Consider the following 19438-nt stretch of genomic DNA (forward strand, 5'->3'; position numbering starts at 1 on the left):
GATCGTGAAGATGGCAAGCATGCCGATCGCCGTGCTGATGCAGCGGCGCGCCCCCAGCCACCGCTGGGCCGACGACGCCTGGGCGGCTGTCGGCGTCGTTCCCGACCGCGGCAGCCTGCCGCCGCTGTACGTGCTCAGCGAAAGCCCGCAGCGTGACTACTACCTGGTGTCCGGGCTCGAACTGGAGCTCTACACCGACGACAACGACGGCTACTACGAAAACGCGGTCGCGCCCGAATCGAAGATCTTCGTGTTGTGGCGCATGCAGGGCGGGCGCGCGATTCCGGTGCGCGCATCGGTCAGCTATGCGGAGGGCACGCGCATGTTCGACTCCGGCGAAAGCGCCGACGGCGTCGCCATGCCGGCCGAGATTCACGCCTGGCTGTCGGCCTACCTCAACGAGCACTACCGGCCCCGTCCGCGCCGTGGCCGCGAACACGGATAAGGCGAGCGCCATGAGCAAGGAAGGCTTCCTGCGCCGCTGGTCGCGGCTCAAGTCGCACGGCGCGCCGGCCGAAGCGGACAGCGCCGGCCACGCCCCGTGTGCGCCGGGCGGCCAGGCCGGCGCATCGCGGCAAAGCGCCGACGACGCGGCCGCGTTCGACCTGCCGCCCGTGGCCCAGCGCGACCCGCACCCGCCCGTGGTCCCGCGCGCGCCCGAAGCGGCCCCGCCGCCGCGCCTGCCGACGCTCGACGACGTGGCACTGCTCGGGCCCGATTCCGACTTCTCCATCTTCATGACGCAGGGCGTGGACAAGACCGTGCAGCGCCTCGCGATGAAAAAGCTGTTCTCCGACCCGCACTTCAGCATCATGGACGGCCTGGACGTGTACATCGACGACTACACCAAGTCCGCTCCGGTCTCGCCTGGCATGCTCGCCTCGCTCGAGCATGCCAGGAGCCTGTTCGCCCGCTTCGCCAGCGACGATGCCAGCCCCGGCCAGGGCGAGCCGGGCGCCGGACCACAGGGCGGGCAAGGCGGCCCCAATCCACCAGAACAAGACGACGCATGAACATACGATTGATGGAGCCTTTCCCGGCCGACCCCGCACAGGAGCAGCGCGACCTGCTGGCGCGTGCCGCCGCGCTGGCCGCAATGTCCGCACTGCCCGAGCCGGACGAGGTGCCCAGCGTGACCTACCGCTCCGCCGGACGGGTGCTCGTGGTCGGCAACGCCGCGCACGCCCTGCTTCACGCCGACCGGCTGGCGCAGTCGCTGCCGGTAACGCTGCTGCTGACCGACGCCGAGGCAGGCGGGCTGCCCGCGCGCGCCTACCCGGTCTTTGCGCCGCGTGCGGTGGCGGTGGCCGGCTGGCTGGGCGCGTTCGAGGCGCGCTGGCAAGCCGCCGGCCAGGCGTCTCAGCAGGGCAGCTTTGACCTGGTGCTCGACCTGTCGGCCAGCCCCCTGATCGCCACCCACCAGCACCCGCACGGCTACTACGCGCCGGGCCAAAGCGAGGACGCGCGCCGCGCCGCGGTGGACGAGCTGCTGGACATGGTGGGCGAATTCGAAAAGCCGAAGTACTTCATTTACAAGGAGCGCCTGTGCGCGCATAGCCGCAACCAGCGCAACGGTTGCAGCGCCTGCATCGACATCTGCTCGGCGGGCGCGATCGCACCGGCGGGCGAGCGCATCCGGGTCAACCCCTACCTGTGCGCCGGCTGCGGCGCGTGCACCACGGTGTGCCCGACGGGCGCGCTGGCCTATGCCTACCCGGGCGCGAGCTACACCGGCACGCGCCTGAAGGCCGCGCTGCGCGCCTTTGCCGAGGCAGGCGGGCGCGATCCCGTCGTGCTGCTGCACAGCCAGGCCGATGGCGCCGCGCTGCTCGCCAGCCACGCCGGCGCGGGCCATGCCTTGCCCGGCCGCATGATCCCGCTTGCGCTGCACCATGTGGCCTCGACCGGCATCGACGTCTGGCTGTCGGCGATAGCCTACGGCGCTGCCGGCGTCACTGTATTGCTGACCGGCGCCGAAGCACCGCAATACGCGGCCGCGCTCGACCAGCAGATGGCCCTTGCCCAGGCAGTGCTCGACGGCCTGGGCTATGCCGGACCGCATGTGCACCTGGCGCGCGTCGCCGCGCCGGACGAACTGGAAACCGCGCTGCGCCACGCCCCGCGCGGCGCCGTGCCGCCCGAGCCGGCCACCTTCCACCTGGCGCTGGATAAGCGCAACTCGCTCGACTACGCGCTCGAGCACCTGCTACGCCACGCGCCCGTGCCCGCCACGGAGATCCCGCTGCCGGCGGCCAGCCCGTTCGGCGCGCTGCAGGTCAAGCGCGACGCCTGCAGCCTGTGCATGGCCTGCGTCGGCGCCTGTCCTTCCGGGGCACTGCAGGACGGCCAGGCGCTGCCCCAGTTGCGCTTCATCGAGAAGAACTGCGTCCAGTGCGGCCTGTGCGCCGACACCTGTCCCGAAAACGCCATCACGCTCGTGCCGCGGCTGTCGTTTGCCGAGACCCGCAACCAACCCGTCGTGCTGAACGAGACGGAGCCCTTTAACTGCATCCGCTGCGGCCAGCCATTCGGCACCCTGCAGATGATCGAGAACATGCTCACCCGCCTGTCGTCCCACCCGGCCTTCGCCGATCACCTCGACCGCATCCGCATGTGCGGCGATTGCCGCGTGCGCGACATGATGCAGCCGGGCGGCGAACTGACGGTCCAGTTGCGCCGGCCCGTGTAAGCTTGCCGTAAGCGAGCATCGCCACGATGGGACGGCACAATGTACGATAGCGTACACAGCGGGACGGCATGCCGTCGTACCCGCCAAGAATAATGAGCGCACAGGAGACCCACATGACACCATACGAGCGCTTCGTTCAGGCGCGCGACTTCCTGCAACGGCACCGCACCGACTACGAGACCGCCTACCGCGACTACCGCGCACCCGAGCTCGATACCTTCAACTGGGCGCTGGACTTCTTCGACCAAGAGGCCAGGGACAACCAGCGCCCCGCGCTGTGGGTGGTGGGCGACGACGGCAGCGAGCAGAAGATCTCGTTCGCCGACATGTCCTCGCGCTCGCACCAGGTCGCACAGTACTTGTATGAATGCGGCGTACGCCGCGGCGACCGTGTGCTGCTGATGCTGCCCAACCGTGTGGAGCTGTGGGAGATCATGCTGGCCGGGATCAAGCTCGGCGCGGTGCTGGTGCCCACCACCATGCTGGTGTCCACCGCCGACCTGCAGGACCGGCTTGACCGCGGCGGCGTGCGCCACGTGATCGCACAGGCGTCCGAAGCCCTCAAGTTCGCCGGCCTGCAAGGCAGCTTCACCCGCATCGCTGTTGGCGGCAGTGCCGAGGGCTGGCGCGACTTCGAGGACAGCCGCGCCGTGACCACCGTGTTCACGCCCGACGGTCAGACCATGGCTGACGACCCGCTGCTGCTGTACTTCACTTCCGGCACCACAGCCAAACCCAAGCTGGTGCTGCACAGCCACCAGAGCTACCCGGTCGGGCACCTGTCCACCATGTACTGGATCGGCCTGCAGCAGGGCGACGTCCACTGGAACATCAGCTCCCCTGGTTGGGCCAAGCATGCGTGGAGCTGCTTCTTCGCGCCCTGGAACGCGGGCGCCACCATCTTCGTGTACAACTACGAGCGCTTCAACGCCCGGGCAGTGCTCGACGTTGTCCAGCGCTGCGGCGTGACCTCGCTGTGCGCGCCGCCCACCGTGTGGCGCATGATGATCCAGGAGGACCTGTCCAAGTGGAAGCCGCCGCTGCGCGAGCTGGTCGGCGCCGGCGAGCCGCTCAACCCCGAGGTGATCGACCAGGTGGCCAAGGCCTGGGGCATCCACATCCGCGACGGCTTTGGACAGTCCGAAACCACGGCGCAGATCGGCAACCCGCCGGGCCAGCCGCTCAAGCCCGGCTCGATGGGGCGGCCGCTGCCCGGCTACCGCATCGCGCTGCTGGACGCGGACGACCAGCAGGTGTTCGAAGGCGAAATCTCGGTGGCGCTCGAGCCGCGCCCGCTGGGCCTCATGCTCGGCTACGAGGGCGACGAGGCCAAGATGGCCGACGTCATGCGCGCCGGCTACTACCACACCGGCGACACGGCGACCGTGGACGAAGACGGCTACTACTTCTACGTCGGCCGCAACGACGACGTGTTCAAGTCGTCCGACTACCGTATCAGCCCGTTCGAGCTGGAAAGCGTGCTGATCGAGCACGACGACGTGCTGGAAGCGGCGATCGTGCCGAGCCCCGACCCGGTGCGCCTGTCGGTGCCCAAGGCCTTCATCACGCTGCGCCAGGGCGCCGAGCCAAGCCGCGAGATGGCGCGCGCCATCTTTGCGTTCGCGCGCGAGCGGCTGGCGCCGTACAAGCGCATCCGCCGTATCGAGTTCCGCGAGCTGCCCAAGACCATCTCCGGCAAGATCCGCCGCGTCGAGCTGCGCAAGCAGGAAGCCGGGCGCGGCGAGGGCGGGGCGGCCGGCGTGGAATATCGCGAGGAAGAGTTCGGCAACTGAGCACGCGCAACGCTGCGCCACGTGCCCACGCTATCGTGGGCGGCACGACAACGACAAGGAGCCAACCATGCCAACCATTTCACGCATCACCCCATGCCTGTGGTTCGACACGCAGGGAGAAGAAGCGGCCCGGTTCTACACGAGCGTGTTCCCCAACTCGCGCATCACGTCGATGACGCACTATCCGGCGGTGGGGCAGGAGCTGCACGGCCGGGCGGCCGGATCGGCCATGACCGTCGCGTTCGAGCTGGACGGCCAGCAGTTCACGGCGCTGAACGGCGGGCCGGCATTCAAGTTCACCGAAGCGGTGTCGATGATGGTTTGTTGCGACAACCAGGACGAGGTGGACCACTACTGGCAGCGGCTGGGCGAGGGCGGCGAAGAGCGCGAATGCGGCTGGCTCAAGGACCGCTACGGCCTGTTCTGGCAGATCGTGCCGCGCGTGCTGATGGACACACTGGTTGAAGCAAACCCCGCCAGGGTCGAGCGCGTGTTCGCCGCCATGCTCAAGATGCGGAAGATGGACGTGGCCGAACTGCGCCGCGCATTGGCCGGCTGAGCGCAGAGTTCCCGGCTGCCCCGCCTTGCGCATGGCGACGCGCAAGGCGGGTGCTGCCCGGCTGGGTTCTGGTGCCCCGCGCAGGCGTTCAGCCCCGCGCAAGCGGGGGCTGAACGCGTCGGCGCGAGACCGGTGCCCGGGATTCAGGCCGGCTCGGCGCAGGGCAGGACGTCGAGCGGCATGCCGGCACTGGCTGCACAGCCGATGCACGCGCCGAGATAGACGGCAGCGGTCAACGCCCCGGCCACGGCAAGGAAATCGGAGAGGACGCCGGCACCGACCAGCTCAGCCACAGTGACCGCCGTGCCGTATTGTTTCACCGCGTTTGATAGCGCGGTGATCGTGGCAAGGGCCATCTGCATGGTGGAGAACGCCGAGTCCGGTACAGGCATGCCTTTCGATTTCAGGCATGACTGGAAGCGGGACTGGAAGTCGCCCGCACCGTCGGCAAGCGCGTTGGCTGCAACTGCGGCGTCACCGCTGAAGGTTCGGTCGCACAGCCAACAAGCGGCGCCGTATTGCGCATGAGCGGCCATGATCGCCGCGCTGCGCTGGATCCAGTCGTCGATCTTGTTTGCTTCCTTCAACTCGGAGTCGAGGACATCCTTTGCGGCCTGGTAGCAGGCGGATCGCTGTGCGTTCGACTCGGGTACGATCCCCGACGACTCATGTGCGAACGCCGCGAACGGCCCGTCCGAACGTGGCATACCGGTATCCCGCGCTACCAGCTCGTTGACGAGGGCGGCCTCGAGGTGGTTGAAGCGGTAGCGTGGGGTGTTCCCGTGCGCTTCCGGTTGCGGGTAATTCATGTCGGCCAAACGCATGGTCCCCTGTACCGAAGTCAACGCATTACGCGCGCTGGACAAGACGCTGCGCCAGGTGGCCGGATCGACGCCAGGAAAAGGCCACGCCGTGATGTCGAGGCCGCCAGCCTTCGTGCCCACATAGTGCGGTGCGAGCTCGAGGATGACCGAGCCATCCGCCTCCTTGCTGGCGTTTTCGTAATAACCCACGACGAATTTCAATGCCTCCGCCAGCAGCTGGCCGACCGGAACCGGAAAGCCAGCGACCGGCACCGGCGGCAAGGATGAGAGCGATTTCGCGACACTCGCCACGACTTGGTCGATAGCTCCCTGGGCGACTTGGACGTACCCGCTTGCACATTTGATACACAAAAATTGCTCTGTGTACGTCTGGCGGCCATTGAAGTATGTCATGTCGTACTTGAGCGGCGCGCTGACCCACACCGTTACCCCTTTAACGAGATCCATGCTTGTCTCCCCCTGGTTGAAGTGGTGAAGCGATTCGACAGGAATTGTCGAAATTTCATGGTATCCATTTTCGGCACGGCAAAGACTGGCATGTCTCGTAATCGACACACCAGTCATAAGAAACATGGTTTTGATTAAGTTTGCACGCGCGAAACGACCCACCATGCATTGTTCGCGCCGCGGCAATCAAAGGTGCAACCGCGCCGCCTCCCGCACGAACCCCGCAATCTCGTCCTTGAGCGCCTTCGGCTCCACCACATACGAGCGGTGCGCCTCGGCCTGCAACATGCGCACCAGCTGCAGCGAATACATCACGGTGGCCTGCAGCTCGTACGTCCCGTCCCCGCGCTTGACGATGCGCTGGTCCGCCGCCATCGGCGTTTCGCGATAGCTGTCGCATAGCGCCTGCCCGTCGGCATTGTCCGCAAAGCGCAGCTTGAGCGCGATCTTCCCCTTGTCGAAGAACTGCAGCTGCCCGTTCCCCAGTGCCGCCTCGAGACTCGGCAAGCCGCGCGCCACCGGCTCCTGCCGCCGCCGCGCCACGCGCCGGACGCGGTCGATCCGGAAGGTCTGCACCGGCCCCGGCGCGCGCTTGTGCACGTTCTCCTCCTTCACCGCCAGCAGGTAAAAGAACAGCCCCTGCTTGACCAGCCCGACCGGATGCAGCCGGTACGCCGTCTCCCCGCTGCTGCGGGCCGTGCGGTAGGCCAGGTCCAGCTGCTCCCCGTGCAGCAGCGCCTCGTTGATCTCCTGCAGGTGCGGCATGTTCAACTCGGGCGGCCGCAATGCCGGCCCGTCCGCGATCACCCGCACACGCTCGCGGAACTGCGCCTGCGGCTGGTTCGCATGCAGCGACAGCACCCGGTTCGACACTTTCAGGTACTGCATCAGTGACTCGTACGCGGACGCCGGCATGAAGAACTTCAGCTCCTGCTCCACAAGACTCAGTAACAACGCGTCTTCATTGGACAGCGTACGAAACAGCAGCGCCTTGCTGTTTGGCGTGTGGCTCCAGCGCGGCACGCGGGCGTCTTCTTCATCCATCCCCTGCTGCAGGTCCACGCCGATGCCGCGCCACACCGAGCCCACTGCGTCGATCGCCTCCAGGTCGCGCTCCACCGTGCGCCGCCCGCAGTCGAAGCCGCTCGCATTGAGGTAGTCGGTCAGCTCGCCCACGGTGCGCCCGGCCGCGGGCGCGTGGCCGACCGGCAGCCGGTCGAGCAGGGCGATGCGCCGTGCCAGGGTCTGTTCGCTTGCCTGTTTGCCTTTTCCGCTCATGTTTTTTATGCGTCACATATTGTCGCGTATCGACTATAGCATGAGCACATCAGACAAACACAAGAGGAGAACAAGATGAGCATCCAATCCGTGACCCAGGTTCGCCGTTCGCTGCTGCGCGGCGCATTCGCCCTGATTGGCCTGGCCGCCGGCACCGCTGCCCAGGCCCGCACCGCGCCGCGCGCGCGCCGCCGCTCGCGCGACGAAATGCTGTACGAGCAGGCCTTGAACCTGGTGCAGCAGCACTTCGACCAGCACGGTGACGTGATCGCCGGCCCGGTCTCGCTGCTGCAGCGCCAGTACGGGCTGGGCTACGGCCAGGCGCTGGAACTGGCCGGGCAGCTCGAGCAGGCGCAGGTCTGGACCGTGTTCCGCGACGCCGCCGGCATGCGCTGCGCGCGCCGCCAGATCCGGATCTGAAGCGGCTGTATTAAGTGTGCGCGGTGGCGCCCACGATTCTTCCATAATACGGGCAGTTCAACTCTCGCCTGCGGCATCATCGTGTTCATGTCCACCATCGCAAAGCCGGGCGCGCGCAGGGCGCCGCCGGCGTACGAAGTCAAGTCTTCACCGGTCCACGGCAACGGCGTGTTCGCCAGCCGCAAAATTCCGGCCGGCGAGCGCATCGTCGAATACAAGGGCGAACGCATCAGCTGGGACGAAGCGATCGAGCGCGCCCAGCGCCGCGGCGGCCCGGTCAACCACACCTTCTATTTCAGCCTGCATGACGGCCGCGTGATCGACGGCGGCAGCCGCGGCAACCAGGCGCGCTTCATCAACCATGCTTGCTCCCCAAACTGCGAGGCGTTCGAGGAGAACGGACGGGTCTACATCCACGCGCTGCGCGACATCGAGGCCGGCGAGGAACTGAACTACAATTACGCCTTGATCTACGATGAGCGACATACGCCGGCGCTCAAGCGCCTGTTCGAATGCCGTTGCGGCACCGAGGGCTGCACCGGCACGATGCTCGCGCCCAAGCGCCGCCGCAGCAAGGCGGCGTAACGAACCGCCAGGGAGCTCATGAAACCCGTCGTCCGCAGCCTGCTCGAAACCGATCTCTACAAGTTCACGATGTGGCAGGCGCTGCTGCACCGGCATCCCGGCGCCCACGGCGAGTACGAATTCAAGTGCCGCAACCAGCCCGAGTTCCCGCTGGCCGAGCTCAAGGAAGCGGTGGAGCGCGAGCTCGACCACCTGTGCTCCTTGATGTTCACCGACGAGGAAGTGGCCTACCTGCGCAGCCTGCGCTTCATCAAGAGCGACTTCGCCGATTTCCTCACCGTCTTCCGCTTCCAGCGCAAATTCATCACGGTGGAAACGGACGGCCCGCACCTGCGCATCAAGGCCGTCGGCCCCGTGGTGCACGTGATGGGCTTTGAAATCTACGTGCTCTATATCGTCAACGAGCTGTATTTCCGCCGCTTCGACCAGGCCGGCGCGCTGCTCGAGGCGCGCAAACGCCTGGCCGGCAAGATCGCCGAGCTGCGCGCCTTCGACAAGGAGCCGCACCGCAGCAACCCGTTCGAGTTCTTCGACTTCGGCGTGCGCCGCCGCTTTTCGGGCGACTGGCACGACGAGGTGGTGCGCACGCTGGCGCGCGAGGTGCCGCAGTACTTCAAGGGCACCTCCAACGTGCACCTGGCGCGCAAGTACAACCTGGTGCCGATCGGTACCATGGCGCACGAGTACATGCAGGCCTTCCAGTCGTTCGGCGTGCGGCTGCGCGACTTCCAGAAGGCCGCGCTGGAGGATTGGGTGCAGGAGTATCGCGGCGACCTTGGCACCGCGCTCACCGACGTGGTGGGCATGAACGCCTTCCTCAACGACTTCGACCTGTACTTTGCCAAGCTGTTCGACGGCCTGCGCCACGACTCGGGCGACCCGGTGGAGTGGGGCGAAAAGGCGATCGCCCATTATCACAAGCTGCGCATCGACCCGCGCACCAAGCGGCTGGTGTTCTCGGACAGCCTGTCGGTGCCCAAGGCGCTGTCGCTGTACCGTCACTTCGGCGACCGTATCATGACCGGCTTCGGCATCGGCACCAGGCTGACCAACGACACCGGCATCGAGCCGCTGAACATCGTCATGAAGCTGGTGCGCTGCAACGGCCAGGCAGTGGCCAAGCTGGCCGATACGCCGGGCAAGTCGCAATGCACGGACGAGACCTTCCTGGCCTACCTGCGGCAGGTCTTCAACCACTACGTTTGAGGCCATGCATTGCGCATGGCGCTTGACTCGCGGTGCGGCTGCGCTAGGATGGGCGCCAGTCCATCAACGCCAGGAGAAACGCATGAAGTTCCGCTGCCTGTTCGCTGTCGCTGCCTTTGCCGCGACCCTTGCCCATGCCCAGGACAACAACGTCAACGAAGCAACGGCCGCCGCGGAAAGCTGGCTGGCCCAGGTCGACAAGGGCGACGTCGCCGGCTCGTGGGACAACATGGCCAGCGTGTCGCAAAAGATGGTGAGCAAGGCGGACTGGGAAAAATCGGTGCGCGGCGCGCGCGACCCGTATGGCAAGCCGGTGTCGCGGCGGCTGGCTACTGCGGTGGCCACCCGGGCGCTGCCCGGCGCGCCGGAAGGCGAGTACGTGGTCATCCAGTACAACACCAGGTTCAACCAGTTGCCCGCCAACCAGATCGGCATCGAGACCGTCACGCCCATGCGCGACAAGGACGGCAAGTGGCGGGTATCCGGCTATTACATCAAGACGGTGCCGCACAACGAGCTCAAGGACTGAGGCGTAGGGTCGGCAGCTTGGCTGCCCACGCGTTCGACCAGCGCTGGCGCTGGCTGAACGCCCATGCCACGCGTTATGCCTGCGTTGCTGCGCGCTTGCGCCGCGCGGGCTTGGCTGCCGGCGGCGCGGCCGCTTCGTGCGCCAGCCGCTCCTCCAGCAGGGCCAGCACGGCCGCCTCCTCGGGGTTGAGCTTGTGCAGCTCTTCTGTCAGCTCCTCCCCGGCGCGCTCGCGCAGCACCTGCAGCGTCGCGCCTTCCAGGTAGCTGTCCAGGATCGCCGGGTGCACGTAGCACTTGCGGCACACCGAGGGCGTGTTGCCCAGCTTTTCGGCCACCTGCTCGATCGCGCGCACCACATTCTTCTTGGCCTGGGCTTGCGAGTCGAACTTTTCGAACTCCTGCAGCGCCATCGCCGCCAGCACCGTGCCCGACCAGGTGCGAAAGTCCTTGGCCGTGTAGTCCTCGCCGCTGATCTGGCGCAGGTATTCGTTCACGTCGCTCGAATCGACCGTGCGCGTTTCGCCGTCGTCGTCCACGTACTCGAACAGTTCCTGCCCCGGCAGGTCGCGCGTGCGCTGGATGATGCGCGCCAGCCTCCGGTCGTGCACCTTGACCTTGTGGTACACCCCGCTCTTGCCGCGAAAGCGGAACTCGACGTCGCTGCCATCGATGCGCACGTGGCGCCGCTGCAGCGTGGTGAGCCCGAACGATTTGTTGGTGCGCGCGTACTCCTCGTTGCCAACGCGGATCATCGTCGTTTCCAGCAGGTAGACGATGGTCGCCAGCACCTTTTCGCGCGGCAGGCCGGGCAGGCCGAGGGCGCGGTTGACCTCCCGGCGGATCGCCGGCAGCGCCTCGCCGAACTTGATCATGCGCTCGTACTTGACCTCGTCGCGCACCTCGCGCCATTTGGGATGGTAGCGGTATTGCTTGCGCCCGCGCGCATCGCGCCCGGTCGCCTGCAGGTGGCCGTTGGCAAGCGGACAGATCCACACGTCGGTCCACGCCGGCGGAATCGCGAGCGACTTGATGCGCCGCAGTACGTCCTCGTCGGTGATCGTTTCGCCCTTGGGGTCCACATAGCGAAAAGCCTCGCCCGCGTGCTCGCGCCGGATGCCGGGCTTGCTGTCGTTCACGTAGCGCAGCCCGGCGGCCCGGGCGGCAGCGGGCGGATCGGCGTTCGCCACCGGGCTGGCCAGTGACAGGTCTTCGCTCTTCATGTGTTGGGCGCGAAAATGGGCGAGAAGTCTGGCCGATCTTACTCGCTCGCTTGCGCGCGCACCGTTCGCAACATAACTTTGTCAGCGATAACGCGCTTCCACCAGGTCGATTTCGCGCAGCAGCTTGCGGGCGGTCTCGTCCGAAATGCGCTCGTCGCGCGCCAGCTGCAGGATCGTGTCGCGCTCCGCGTGCAGCGCCACCAGGCGGAACGCGCGCTCGGACTGGTCGGCCATGCGCACCTTGGCCGGGTCCATGCTGCCGGCCACACCGCCGGCCAGGCGGTGCTCGTAGATGCCCATCACATGGTCCGCCGCGCTGCTGTGGATCTCGGGATCGATGTGCTGGTGCGCCTGCTGGTGGCTGGACTGTTCGACCGCCGCGATCGCCGCCACCGCCGCCTCGTGGCGCGCGAAGTCTTCCTCCGCGGCGTCGGCCGGCTCTTCCGGCAGCTTGAGCGAACGCAGCAGCGGCGGCAGCGCCACGCTCGCCAGCACCAGCGATATCAGGATGACCGATGCCGCGAGGAAGATCGCGAGATGGCGGCCGGGCAGGGGCCTGCCGTTCGCCAGGGTCAGCGGCAGGGTCAGGATGCCAGCCATGGTCAGTGCGCCACGCACGCCAGCCAGCGAGGTGGCCAGCACCAGACGGAACTTGCTCACGTTCACATGATGTCCCTGGCGCTTGGCGCTGAGCAGCGTCAGGCGCAGCGACACCCAGACCCAGATAAAGCGCAGCAACAGCAGCCCCAGGCTCACCGCGAGGGCGGTGGACGCCAGCCGCCACAGGCCGCGCTCGCCGCCGCTGGCCTCGGCCGCCCGCAAGGCGCCACTGATAATGTCAGGCAATTGTTCGCCGAGCAGGACGAACACGATGCCGTTGAACGCGAACTGCACCGAGTCCCACACCACGGCGCGGCGCACGCGGGTGGTGGCCAGCGCGCGCCCGCTCAGTTCCACGTAACTCATGGTGATGCCGGCGGCCACCGCGGCCAGGATGCCGGAGCCCTGCAGGCGCTCCGCGACCAGGTAGGCGCCGAACGGCGTGAGCAGGTTGATGAGGACCGGCGAGCCGCTCTCTTCGCCAAAGCGGCGCGACAGCGAGCGCTGAGCGTACGAGATTGCCAGCGTAATGGCCACGCCGCTGGCGATGCCGGCCAGCGCCACCCACAGGAAGGTGACCGCGGCCGAGGCCAGCGAAAAGTGCCCGGTGATGGCGGCCGCGACGGCAAAACGGAAGCACACCAGGCCGCTGGCGTCGTTGAGCAGGGCCTCGCCTTCCAGGATGTGCATCAGGCGCGGCGGGATCGGCACGCGGCTGGCGATCGAGGACACCGCGATCGGGTCGGTGGGCGCGACGATGGCCGCCAGCGCAAACGCAACCGCCAGCGGCATCGACGGCACCAGCCAGTGGATCAGGTAGCCGGCGCCGATCACCGTGAACACGACCAGGCCCAGCGCCAGTTCGAGGATGGTGCTCTTGTCGCGGAACAGGCCGACCTTGGGGATGCGCCAGCCGTCCAGGAACAGCAGCGGCGGCAGGAACAGCAGGAAGAAGATGTCCGGCTCGAGCGTGACGCCGTGCCCGAACACGCCTTCGATGACGGCGCCCAGCGCAATCTGGACCAGCGGCAGGGGTAGCGGAAACGGCAACATGCGCACCACGTAGCCGCTCGCCACAACCGCCAGCAGCATCGCCAGCACCAGTTCAACCGAATCCATGCATTCCCTCCTTGATAGTCAGGATGATAAAGGATTGCGGGGATGCGTTGGCCACCGTTGCTCGAAAACCGTCATCCCGGCGCATCCTCGGCGGCCCCGCCGTGGCCCATGCTGAGTTTGCGACTTCGGAGATTCAGCATGGATCGCGGCCTTCGCCGGGATGACGATCGTAGCAGGTGGTGCTAGAGTGGCGGCCGGTTCAGCGCGGCCGTTTGCGGCACCCGCACCGTTGCCAGCAACTGCGTCAGCTGCACCGTGTTCACGGGCTTGACGAGGTAGTGGTCGAACCCGGCCAGTGCCGACGCCTCGCGGTCCTGCTGGCGGCCGTAGCCGGTCATGGCCACCAGGGTCGCGCCCGCGGCCTGCGGCGTCAGGCGCAGCCGCCGTGCCAGTTCGTTGCCGTCAAAGTCCGGCAGCCCGATGTCGAGCAGGCAGACCTGCGGCCGGAACGCGCGCGCCAGTTCCAGCCCTTCGGCCGCGCGGTGCGCCACCTGCACCGCGTGCCCGGCCGCCTCCAGGAACAGTTGCAGCGTGTGCGCCGCGTCCTGATTGTCGTCCACCAGCAAAATGCGCAGCGGCGCGGCCGGCGCGCCGCGCCGCTCGATCGACGGCAGGGCGGGCGCTTGCGTGGCCGCGTGCTCTTCATGGCGCGGCAGGCGCACCGTGAAGATGCTGCCCTTGCCCAGGCCCGCGCTGTAGGCACGCACGCTGCCGCCGTGCAGCTCGACCAGGCTCTTGGCCAGCGCCAGGCCCAGTCCCAGGCCGCCTTGCGAGCGGTCCGGCGTGCGCTCGGCCTGCGTGAACAGGTCGAACACGCGCTCGACCAGCGAGCTCTCCATGCCGATGCCGTCGTCCGACACCGAAATCACGTAGTCGTCGTCCTCGCGCGCCAGGCGCAGCTCGATGTGCCCGCCCTCGGGCGTGTACTTGGTCGCGTTGCCCAGCAGGTTGGCCACCACCTGCACCAGCCGCTTGTGGTCGCCCTTGACGATGGCCGGCTCCTGCGGCAGGTCGATCACCACCCGATGGCGCCGCGCGTTGACCAGCGGCCGGATCTGCTCGGCCGCGTCTTCCACCACCTTCTTCAGGTCCAGCGCCTGGGTGGACAGCGACACCAGCCCGCGCGTGACGCGCGAGACGTCCAGCAGGTCATCCACCAGGCTGGTCATGTGCTCGACCTGGCGCGCGATGATCGCGCAGGTCTGCGTGATCTGCGCGCTGTCCGAGTGCAGCAGCTTGAGCAGGTGGGCGCCGGTGCTGATCGGCGCCAGCGGGTTTCTCAGCTCGTGCGCCAGCATTGCCAGGAACTCGTCCTTGCGCTGGTCCGCGGCGCGCAATTCGCGCTCGGCCAGGCTGCGCGCGGTTTCCTTCTTCTGCAGCGCCTCGGCCATCTCGTCCAGCGCCTTGGCCAGGTTGCCGATCTCCTCGTGCCCGTACTCGATGCCGGTGCGGGCATCGAGCTTGCCGGCGGCGATGCTGCGCGCCGTGTCCATCAGCTTGCGCACCCGCTGCACGATCAAAATGTCGCCCGCCAGCCAGGCAGCCAGCAGGGCCAGCATGGTGGTGGCGGCCAGCGCGACCAGGGACATGAGCTGGTCGTGGCGGGCGGTGTAGGTGATGGTGTCGGTCGGGATGCCGATCGAGACCGTGTAGTCGGTCAGCTGCGGTGCCCCCACGTGCGCGAACGCGTGCAGGCGCTCGACGCCATCGTCGCCCTTGAGTACCAGCGACCTGCCGTTCGCATGCGCCATCCCTTCCAGCATCGGCTGCGAGATGGCCGTGCCGAGCCAGCGCTCGGGCTCGGGCCGGCGCGAGATGATCTGGCCGCGCGCGTCGGCGGTGGTCAGCACCGAGCCGGGCGGCAGGCTGATATCGTTGACGAAGGTGTCCAGGTCCGCCAGGTCCATTGCGGCGAACACCACCGCCACCACCTGGCCGTCGTGGTTGATGACCGGGTAGGTCAGGTTGATCGTGTGCTTGCGTATCACGCGCCCGAACACGTAGTCGCCGGCGATGAAGCGGCGCTCCGAGATGGCGCGCTTGAAGTGGCTGCGGTCGCCCAGGTTCACCGGGTGCAGCAGCGGCACCGCGCTGCAGCTCACGTCGCCGTTGAGCTGGATGAGGCCGAAGTTGACATAGCCCTCGTTGCGGTCCAGGACGTCGGCCAACAGCGCGCGGCAGCGTTCCTTGGGGCCGAGCAGGTCCGGCACGCTGGCCAGGTCCACCAGGATCTGGCGCGCGGCCTCGATCGACTGCGCTTCGTTGGCGGCGGCCAGCCGCGTGAGCCGGCGCAGGTTTTCCTCGGACGCCTTGACGGCCTGCTCGCGCTCGCGCACGCCGTTCACCAAGGTCATCACCGCGATCGGCGTGATCGCCAGCGCGACCAGCAGCATCAGCCTGCTGCGCAGGCTGTTCAGGCGAAGACTGCCCAGCGAGAACTTCATCGTTGTTTGGCGCGCGCGTAGCCGTCGCCAAAGGCGATGATACGGCGGATGCCTTCCTCCAGCGTCGCCACGTCGTCCGAGATGTAGCCCAGGCGGATGTAACCCGGCACGCCGAGCGCGTCGCCCGGCATGACGGCCACGCGCTTGTCTTCCAGCAGGCGCTCGGAAAACGCCACCGTCTCCATCGTCAGCGAGCGGATGTCGCCCCACAGGTAGGGGCCGGATGCCGGCGCGTGCATGTCGATCCACGGCACTTCGGCGAAGTGCCTGACCGCCAGGTCGCGCCGCGCGCGGTAGTCGTCCATCATGGCGCGCGGGGTGCCGCAGGCAAAAGCCGCGTCGGCCGCGATCTGCGAGATGTGCGATGCCGCTGCGGTGATCGGCCCCTGCAGCGTTTCCATGGCGCTGACCACTTCCTTGGGCGCGAGCGCAAAGCCCACGCGCCAGCCCATCATGGCGTAGCTCTGCGAGGCCGAGAAGATCGTCACCACGCCGATCTTGCGCCAGTCGCAGGTCGCGGCAAAACTGGTGTGCCGGCCCTCGAACGCCAGGTGCTCATAGCTCTCGTCGACGATCACCTGCGCGCCGGTGCGTTCCACCCAGTCGCGAATATGCTCAAGCTCGGCGCGCGTGAACACCTTCCCGGTCGGGTTGTGCGGGTTGTTGATGATGACCACCTTGGCCGGCGCGATCGCATCCAGGAACGCCGGCGTGACCTGCTCGGGCAGGTCCACCAGGATCGGCGAAAGGCCCAGCAGCTGCGCGGTGGCCACGTAGGCCGGCCAGTGCGGCTTGAAGATCACGACCGCATCGCCCGGGTCGGTCATCACGTACAGCGACTCGTACAACGCCTGCTTGGCGCCGCAGGTGACGATGATCTCCTCGCTGCCGGCCTCGATCTCGTTCTCCTTGCGCAGCTTCTCGCCCAGGTGTTCGCGCACCTGCAGGGCGCCGACCACGGCGGTGTAGGGCATGGTGCGCTCGCGTTCGACCGCCTGGGCGACCGCGTCAAGCACCGGCTTGGGCGCGGGAAAATGTGAAATGGCGATCGAAAAATCGATCACCGACTCACCCTGGTTGCGCAGCGTTTCCACGCGGCCGTGCATGGCAGTGGTGGCGAGCGGTCGGGAAGAGGCGATACGGTCGGAGATTTTCATCTTGCATTTACGATAAGTGTTTGATGATTCGGGCTTTTTCGCTGCACAAGCCCGGCACGGCGGGTTTCCGGATTGTACTAAATTAAGAAAATCCCGTCCTTCAATCGAACTGCGCTATTAGTTGACACCTAAACTAGTTATGCATGTAATATTCCTGAGTACCACAAACAGGGGATGACAATGAAAATCGTGTGCGTTGGGGGCGGGCCGGCTGGCCTGTATTTCGCGCTGCTGATGAAAAAGCAGGACCCGGCACACGAGATTACGGTCATCGAGCGCAACCGCCCGTATGACACATTTGGCTGGGGCGTGGTGTTCTCGGACCAGACGCTCGGCAACCTGGTCGCCGCCGACGAGCCGACCGCGCGCTCGATCCTGCAGTCGTTCAACCACTGGGACGACATCGACGTGCACTTCAAGGGCCGCACCGTGACCTCCGGCGGCCACGGCTTTTGCGGGATCGGGCGCAAGCGCCTGTTGAACATCCTGCAGCAGCGCTGCGAAGCGCTGGGCGTCAAGCTCGTCTTCGAGACCGATGTGCTGGACGACCAGGCCATCGCCGCGCAGTACGATGCGGACCTGGTGATCGCCAGCGACGGCATCAACAGCCGCATTCGCCACCGCTACGCCGCCACCTACCAGCCCGACGTGGACGCGCGCCACTGCCGCTTCGTCTGGCTCGGCACCAGGAAGAAGTTCGACGCCTTCACCTTTGCCTTCGAAGAGACGCCGCACGGCTGGTTCCAGGCTCACGCCTACCAGTACGACGGCGACACCTCCACCTTCATCGTCGAAACGCCCGAGCAAGTGTGGCGCGCGGCCGGGCTGGACGAGATGGAGCAGCCGCAGGCCATCGCCTTTTGCGAGCGGCTGTTCGCGCGCTACCTCGACGGCCAGAAGCTGATGGCGAACGCGGCGCACCTGCGCGGCTCGGCCATGTGGATCCGCTTTCCGCGCATTGTCTGCCGCGATTGGGTCCACTGGAACAGCATCGGCGCGCGCCGGGTGCCGGTGGTTCTGATGGGCGACGCGGCGCACACGGCGCACTTCTCGATCGGGTCCGGCACCAAGCTCGCGCTGGAGGATGCAATCGAACTGGCGCGCTGCTTTGGCGATGGCGGCACGCTGGAGCAGGTGCTGGCGGCCTACCAGCAGGCGCGATCGGTCGAGGTGCTCAAGCTGCAAAGCGCGGCGCGCAACTCGATGGAATGGTTCGAGAACGTGCGCCGCTACACGGCCATGGAAGCGGAGCAGTTCGCGTATTCGCTGCTCACGCGCAGCCAGCGCCTGTCGCACGAGAACCTGCGGCTGCGCGACCCCGCTTACGTCGAACGCGTGGAAAACTGGATCGCCAAGCGGGCATACGCACAGGCCGGGCTGCCGCTGCCATCGACCAGTCGCAGCATTCCGCCCATGCTCACCCCGTTCAAGGTGCGCGGCGTGGTGCTCAAGAACCGCATCGTGGTCTCGCCCATGGCGCAATACTCGGCCGAGGACGGGCTGGTGGGCGACTACCACCTGATGCACCTGGGCGCGCGCGCGTTCGGCGGGGCGGCGCTGGTGATGGCCGAGATGACCTGCGTGTCGGCGGACGCGCGCATCACGCCCGGCTGCCCGGGCATGTACACCCGCGAGCACACGGCGGCGTGGAAGCGCATCGTCGATTACGTCCACGCCAACACCGACGCCGCGATCGGCATCCAGCTCGGCCACGCCGGCGCCAAGGGATCGACGCGCCGCGCGTGGGAAGGCATCGACCAGCCGCTGGTCGATGCCAACTGGCCGCTGGTGTCGGCATCGCCGCAGCAGTACATCGAAGGCGTGTCGCAGGTCGCGCGCGAGGCGAGCCTGGAAGACCTGGAGCGCATCAAGGCCGATTTCGTGCGCGCGGCGCGGGCGGCGGCCGAAGCGGGCTTCGACTGGCTGGAGCTGCACTGCGCGCACGGCTACCTGCTGTCGAGCTTCATTTCGCCGCTCACCAACCGGCGGACTGACGCCTACGGCGGCTCGCTCGAGAACCGCTGCCGCTATCCGCTCGAAGTGTTCGCCGCGGTGCGCGCCGCGTGGCCGCAGCACCTGCCGATCAGCGTGCGCGTCTCGGCCCACGACTGGGTGGAGGGCGGCATCACCCCGGGCGACGCGGTCGAGGTGGCGCGGTTGTTCAAGCAGGCCGGGGCGGACCTGATCGATTGTTCGTCCGGCCAGGTGTCGAAACAAGAGAAGCCGGTGTACGGGCGCATGTTCCAGACCCCGTTCGCCGACCGCGTCCGCAACGAGGCCGGCATCCCGACCATTGCGGTGGGCGCGATCTACGAGGCGGACCATGCCAACGGCATCATCGCCTCGGGCCGCGCCGACCTGTGCGCAGTGGCGCGCCCGCACCTGGCGAACCCGGCCTGGACCTTGCATGAAGCCGCGCGCATCGGCTTTACCGACCTGCCATGGCCGAAGCAGTACCGCGCGGCCAAGCTGCAGCTCGAACGCAACCTCGAACGCGAGCGCCAGCTGGCGGCCGCCAACAGCGGCTTGAGCCCGCAGCAGATCGCGGCGCGGCTGCTCGAGGGATGAC

At 67.3% G+C, this 19438-nt stretch carries 16 protein-coding genes; 10 read left to right on the forward strand and 6 right to left on the reverse strand.

Going from position 1 to position 19438, the window contains the following annotated elements; translation table 11 throughout:
* Positions 1-10 precede the first annotated feature (10 nt).
* The 5 genes from NX773_RS06055 (at position 11) to NX773_RS06075 (ending at position 5041) form a co-directional block, all read left to right on the forward strand.
* A complete protein-coding gene (locus NX773_RS06055; RefSeq protein ID WP_258855851.1) occupies positions 11-445 on the forward strand; it encodes a DUF3305 domain-containing protein in 435 nt (144 codons plus the stop codon).
* 10 nt (positions 446-455) lie between these two features.
* Complete coding sequence (locus tag NX773_RS06060) at positions 456-1013, forward strand: DUF3306 domain-containing protein (protein WP_258855422.1); 558 nt, start codon at positions 456-458, stop codon at positions 1011-1013.
* Positions 1010-2689, forward strand: a complete 1680-nt coding sequence (locus tag NX773_RS06065; protein WP_258855423.1) for a 4Fe-4S binding protein — start codon at positions 1010-1012, stop codon at positions 2687-2689. Before NX773_RS06060 ends, NX773_RS06065 begins: the two co-directional genes overlap by 4 nt.
* A 113-nt stretch (positions 2690-2802) precedes the next feature.
* Positions 2803-4482, forward strand: a complete 1680-nt coding sequence (locus tag NX773_RS06070; protein WP_258855424.1) for an AMP-binding protein — start codon at positions 2803-2805, stop codon at positions 4480-4482.
* Positions 4483-4549: 67 nt separating this feature from the next.
* Positions 4550-5041, forward strand: coding sequence for a VOC family protein (locus NX773_RS06075; protein ID WP_258855425.1), 492 nt, complete (start codon positions 4550-4552; stop codon positions 5039-5041).
* 143 nt (positions 5042-5184) lie between these two features.
* Here the strand turns inward: NX773_RS06075 and NX773_RS06080 are convergent, their stop codons facing one another.
* Both NX773_RS06080 and NX773_RS06085 read right to left on the reverse strand, forming a co-directional pair.
* Complete coding sequence (locus tag NX773_RS06080) at positions 5185-6312, reverse strand: hypothetical protein (protein ID WP_258855426.1); 1128 nt, start codon at positions 6310-6312, stop codon at positions 5185-5187.
* Between the two features lie 186 nt (positions 6313-6498).
* Positions 6499-7590 (reverse strand): helix-turn-helix transcriptional regulator, encoded by a 1092-nt coding sequence (locus NX773_RS06085; protein ID WP_258855427.1) that lies wholly within the window; start codon positions 7588-7590, stop codon positions 6499-6501.
* A gap of 75 nt (positions 7591-7665) precedes the next feature.
* Here NX773_RS06085 and NX773_RS06090 point away from each other — a divergent pair, with 75 nt between their 5' ends.
* From NX773_RS06090 to NX773_RS06105, 4 genes are all read left to right on the forward strand, one after another.
* Entirely contained in the window at positions 7666-8010 is a 345-nt protein-coding gene (locus tag NX773_RS06090) for a hypothetical protein (protein WP_258855428.1), read from the forward strand.
* 87 nt (positions 8011-8097) lie between these two features.
* Entirely contained in the window at positions 8098-8595 is a 498-nt protein-coding gene (locus NX773_RS06095; protein ID WP_258855429.1) for an SET domain-containing protein, read from the forward strand.
* 18 nt (positions 8596-8613) lie between these two features.
* A complete protein-coding gene (gene pncB / locus NX773_RS06100; RefSeq protein ID WP_258855430.1) occupies positions 8614-9801 on the forward strand; it encodes a nicotinate phosphoribosyltransferase in 1188 nt (395 codons plus the stop codon).
* 82 nt (positions 9802-9883) lie between these two features.
* Complete coding sequence (locus NX773_RS06105; protein ID WP_258855431.1) at positions 9884-10330, forward strand: DUF4019 domain-containing protein; 447 nt, start codon at positions 9884-9886, stop codon at positions 10328-10330.
* Between the two features lie 73 nt (positions 10331-10403).
* On the opposite strand, the gene NX773_RS06110 is transcribed toward NX773_RS06105, so the two are convergent.
* The 4 genes from NX773_RS06110 to NX773_RS06125 form a co-directional block, all read right to left on the reverse strand.
* On the reverse strand, positions 10404-11549 hold the full coding sequence (locus NX773_RS06110) for a DNA topoisomerase IB (protein WP_258855432.1): 1146 nt from the start codon (positions 11547-11549) through the stop codon (positions 10404-10406).
* An 81-nt stretch (positions 11550-11630) separates the two neighbouring features.
* Positions 11631-13268 (reverse strand): Na+/H+ antiporter, encoded by a 1638-nt coding sequence (locus tag NX773_RS06115; RefSeq protein WP_258855433.1) that lies wholly within the window; start codon positions 13266-13268, stop codon positions 11631-11633.
* Positions 13269-13450: 182 nt separating this feature from the next.
* The gene (locus tag NX773_RS06120) at positions 13451-15712 is read right to left on the reverse strand and encodes a hybrid sensor histidine kinase/response regulator (protein WP_258855434.1); all 2262 of its coding nucleotides are present in this window, start codon (positions 15710-15712) and stop codon (positions 13451-13453) included.
* On the reverse strand, positions 15709-16869 hold the full coding sequence (locus NX773_RS06125; protein WP_258855435.1) for a pyridoxal phosphate-dependent aminotransferase: 1161 nt from the start codon (positions 16867-16869) through the stop codon (positions 15709-15711). Before NX773_RS06125 ends, NX773_RS06120 begins: the two co-directional genes overlap by 4 nt.
* Positions 16870-17049: 180 nt before the next feature.
* Between NX773_RS06125 and NX773_RS06130 the strand changes: the two genes are divergently transcribed.
* Positions 17050-19437 (forward strand): bifunctional salicylyl-CoA 5-hydroxylase/oxidoreductase, encoded by a 2388-nt coding sequence (locus NX773_RS06130; RefSeq protein WP_258855436.1) that lies wholly within the window; start codon positions 17050-17052, stop codon positions 19435-19437.
* The last annotated feature ends 1 nt before the right edge of the window (position 19438 follow it).

The sequence above is a fragment of the Massilia solisilvae genome (genome assembly GCF_024753215.1).
GTDB lineage: Bacteria > Pseudomonadota > Gammaproteobacteria > Burkholderiales > Burkholderiaceae_D > Telluria > Telluria solisilvae.

Excerpts from the sequence above, each read along its gene's own strand:
- NX773_RS06075 (WP_258855425.1), top strand. The coding sequence starts at position 4,550 with ATGCCAACCATTTCACGCATCACCCCATGCCTGTGGTTCGACACGCAG.
- NX773_RS06125 (WP_258855435.1), bottom strand. The coding sequence starts at position 16,869 with ATGAAAATCTCCGACCGTATCGCCTCTTCCCGACCGCTCGCCACCACT.
- NX773_RS06070 (WP_258855424.1), top strand. The coding sequence starts at position 2,803 with ATGACACCATACGAGCGCTTCGTTCAGGCGCGCGACTTCCTGCAACGG.
- NX773_RS06095 (WP_258855429.1), top strand. The coding sequence starts at position 8,098 with ATGTCCACCATCGCAAAGCCGGGCGCGCGCAGGGCGCCGCCGGCGTAC.
- NX773_RS06080 (WP_258855426.1), bottom strand. The coding sequence starts at position 6,312 with ATGGATCTCGTTAAAGGGGTAACGGTGTGGGTCAGCGCGCCGCTCAAG.
- NX773_RS06090 (WP_258855428.1), top strand. The coding sequence starts at position 7,666 with ATGAGCATCCAATCCGTGACCCAGGTTCGCCGTTCGCTGCTGCGCGGC.
- NX773_RS06065 (WP_258855423.1), top strand. The coding sequence starts at position 1,010 with ATGAACATACGATTGATGGAGCCTTTCCCGGCCGACCCCGCACAGGAG.
- pncB (WP_258855430.1), top strand. The coding sequence starts at position 8,614 with ATGAAACCCGTCGTCCGCAGCCTGCTCGAAACCGATCTCTACAAGTTC.
- NX773_RS06115 (WP_258855433.1), bottom strand. The coding sequence starts at position 13,268 with ATGGATTCGGTTGAACTGGTGCTGGCGATGCTGCTGGCGGTTGTGGCG.
- NX773_RS06110 (WP_258855432.1), bottom strand. The coding sequence starts at position 11,549 with ATGAAGAGCGAAGACCTGTCACTGGCCAGCCCGGTGGCGAACGCCGAT.
- NX773_RS06060 (WP_258855422.1), top strand. The coding sequence starts at position 456 with ATGAGCAAGGAAGGCTTCCTGCGCCGCTGGTCGCGGCTCAAGTCGCAC.
- NX773_RS06105 (WP_258855431.1), top strand. The coding sequence starts at position 9,884 with ATGAAGTTCCGCTGCCTGTTCGCTGTCGCTGCCTTTGCCGCGACCCTT.
- NX773_RS06120 (WP_258855434.1), bottom strand. The coding sequence starts at position 15,712 with ATGAAGTTCTCGCTGGGCAGTCTTCGCCTGAACAGCCTGCGCAGCAGG.
- NX773_RS06130 (WP_258855436.1), top strand. The coding sequence starts at position 17,050 with ATGAAAATCGTGTGCGTTGGGGGCGGGCCGGCTGGCCTGTATTTCGCG.
- NX773_RS06085 (WP_258855427.1), bottom strand. The coding sequence starts at position 7,590 with ATGAGCGGAAAAGGCAAACAGGCAAGCGAACAGACCCTGGCACGGCGC.
- NX773_RS06055 (WP_258855851.1), top strand. The coding sequence starts at position 11 with ATGGCAAGCATGCCGATCGCCGTGCTGATGCAGCGGCGCGCCCCCAGC.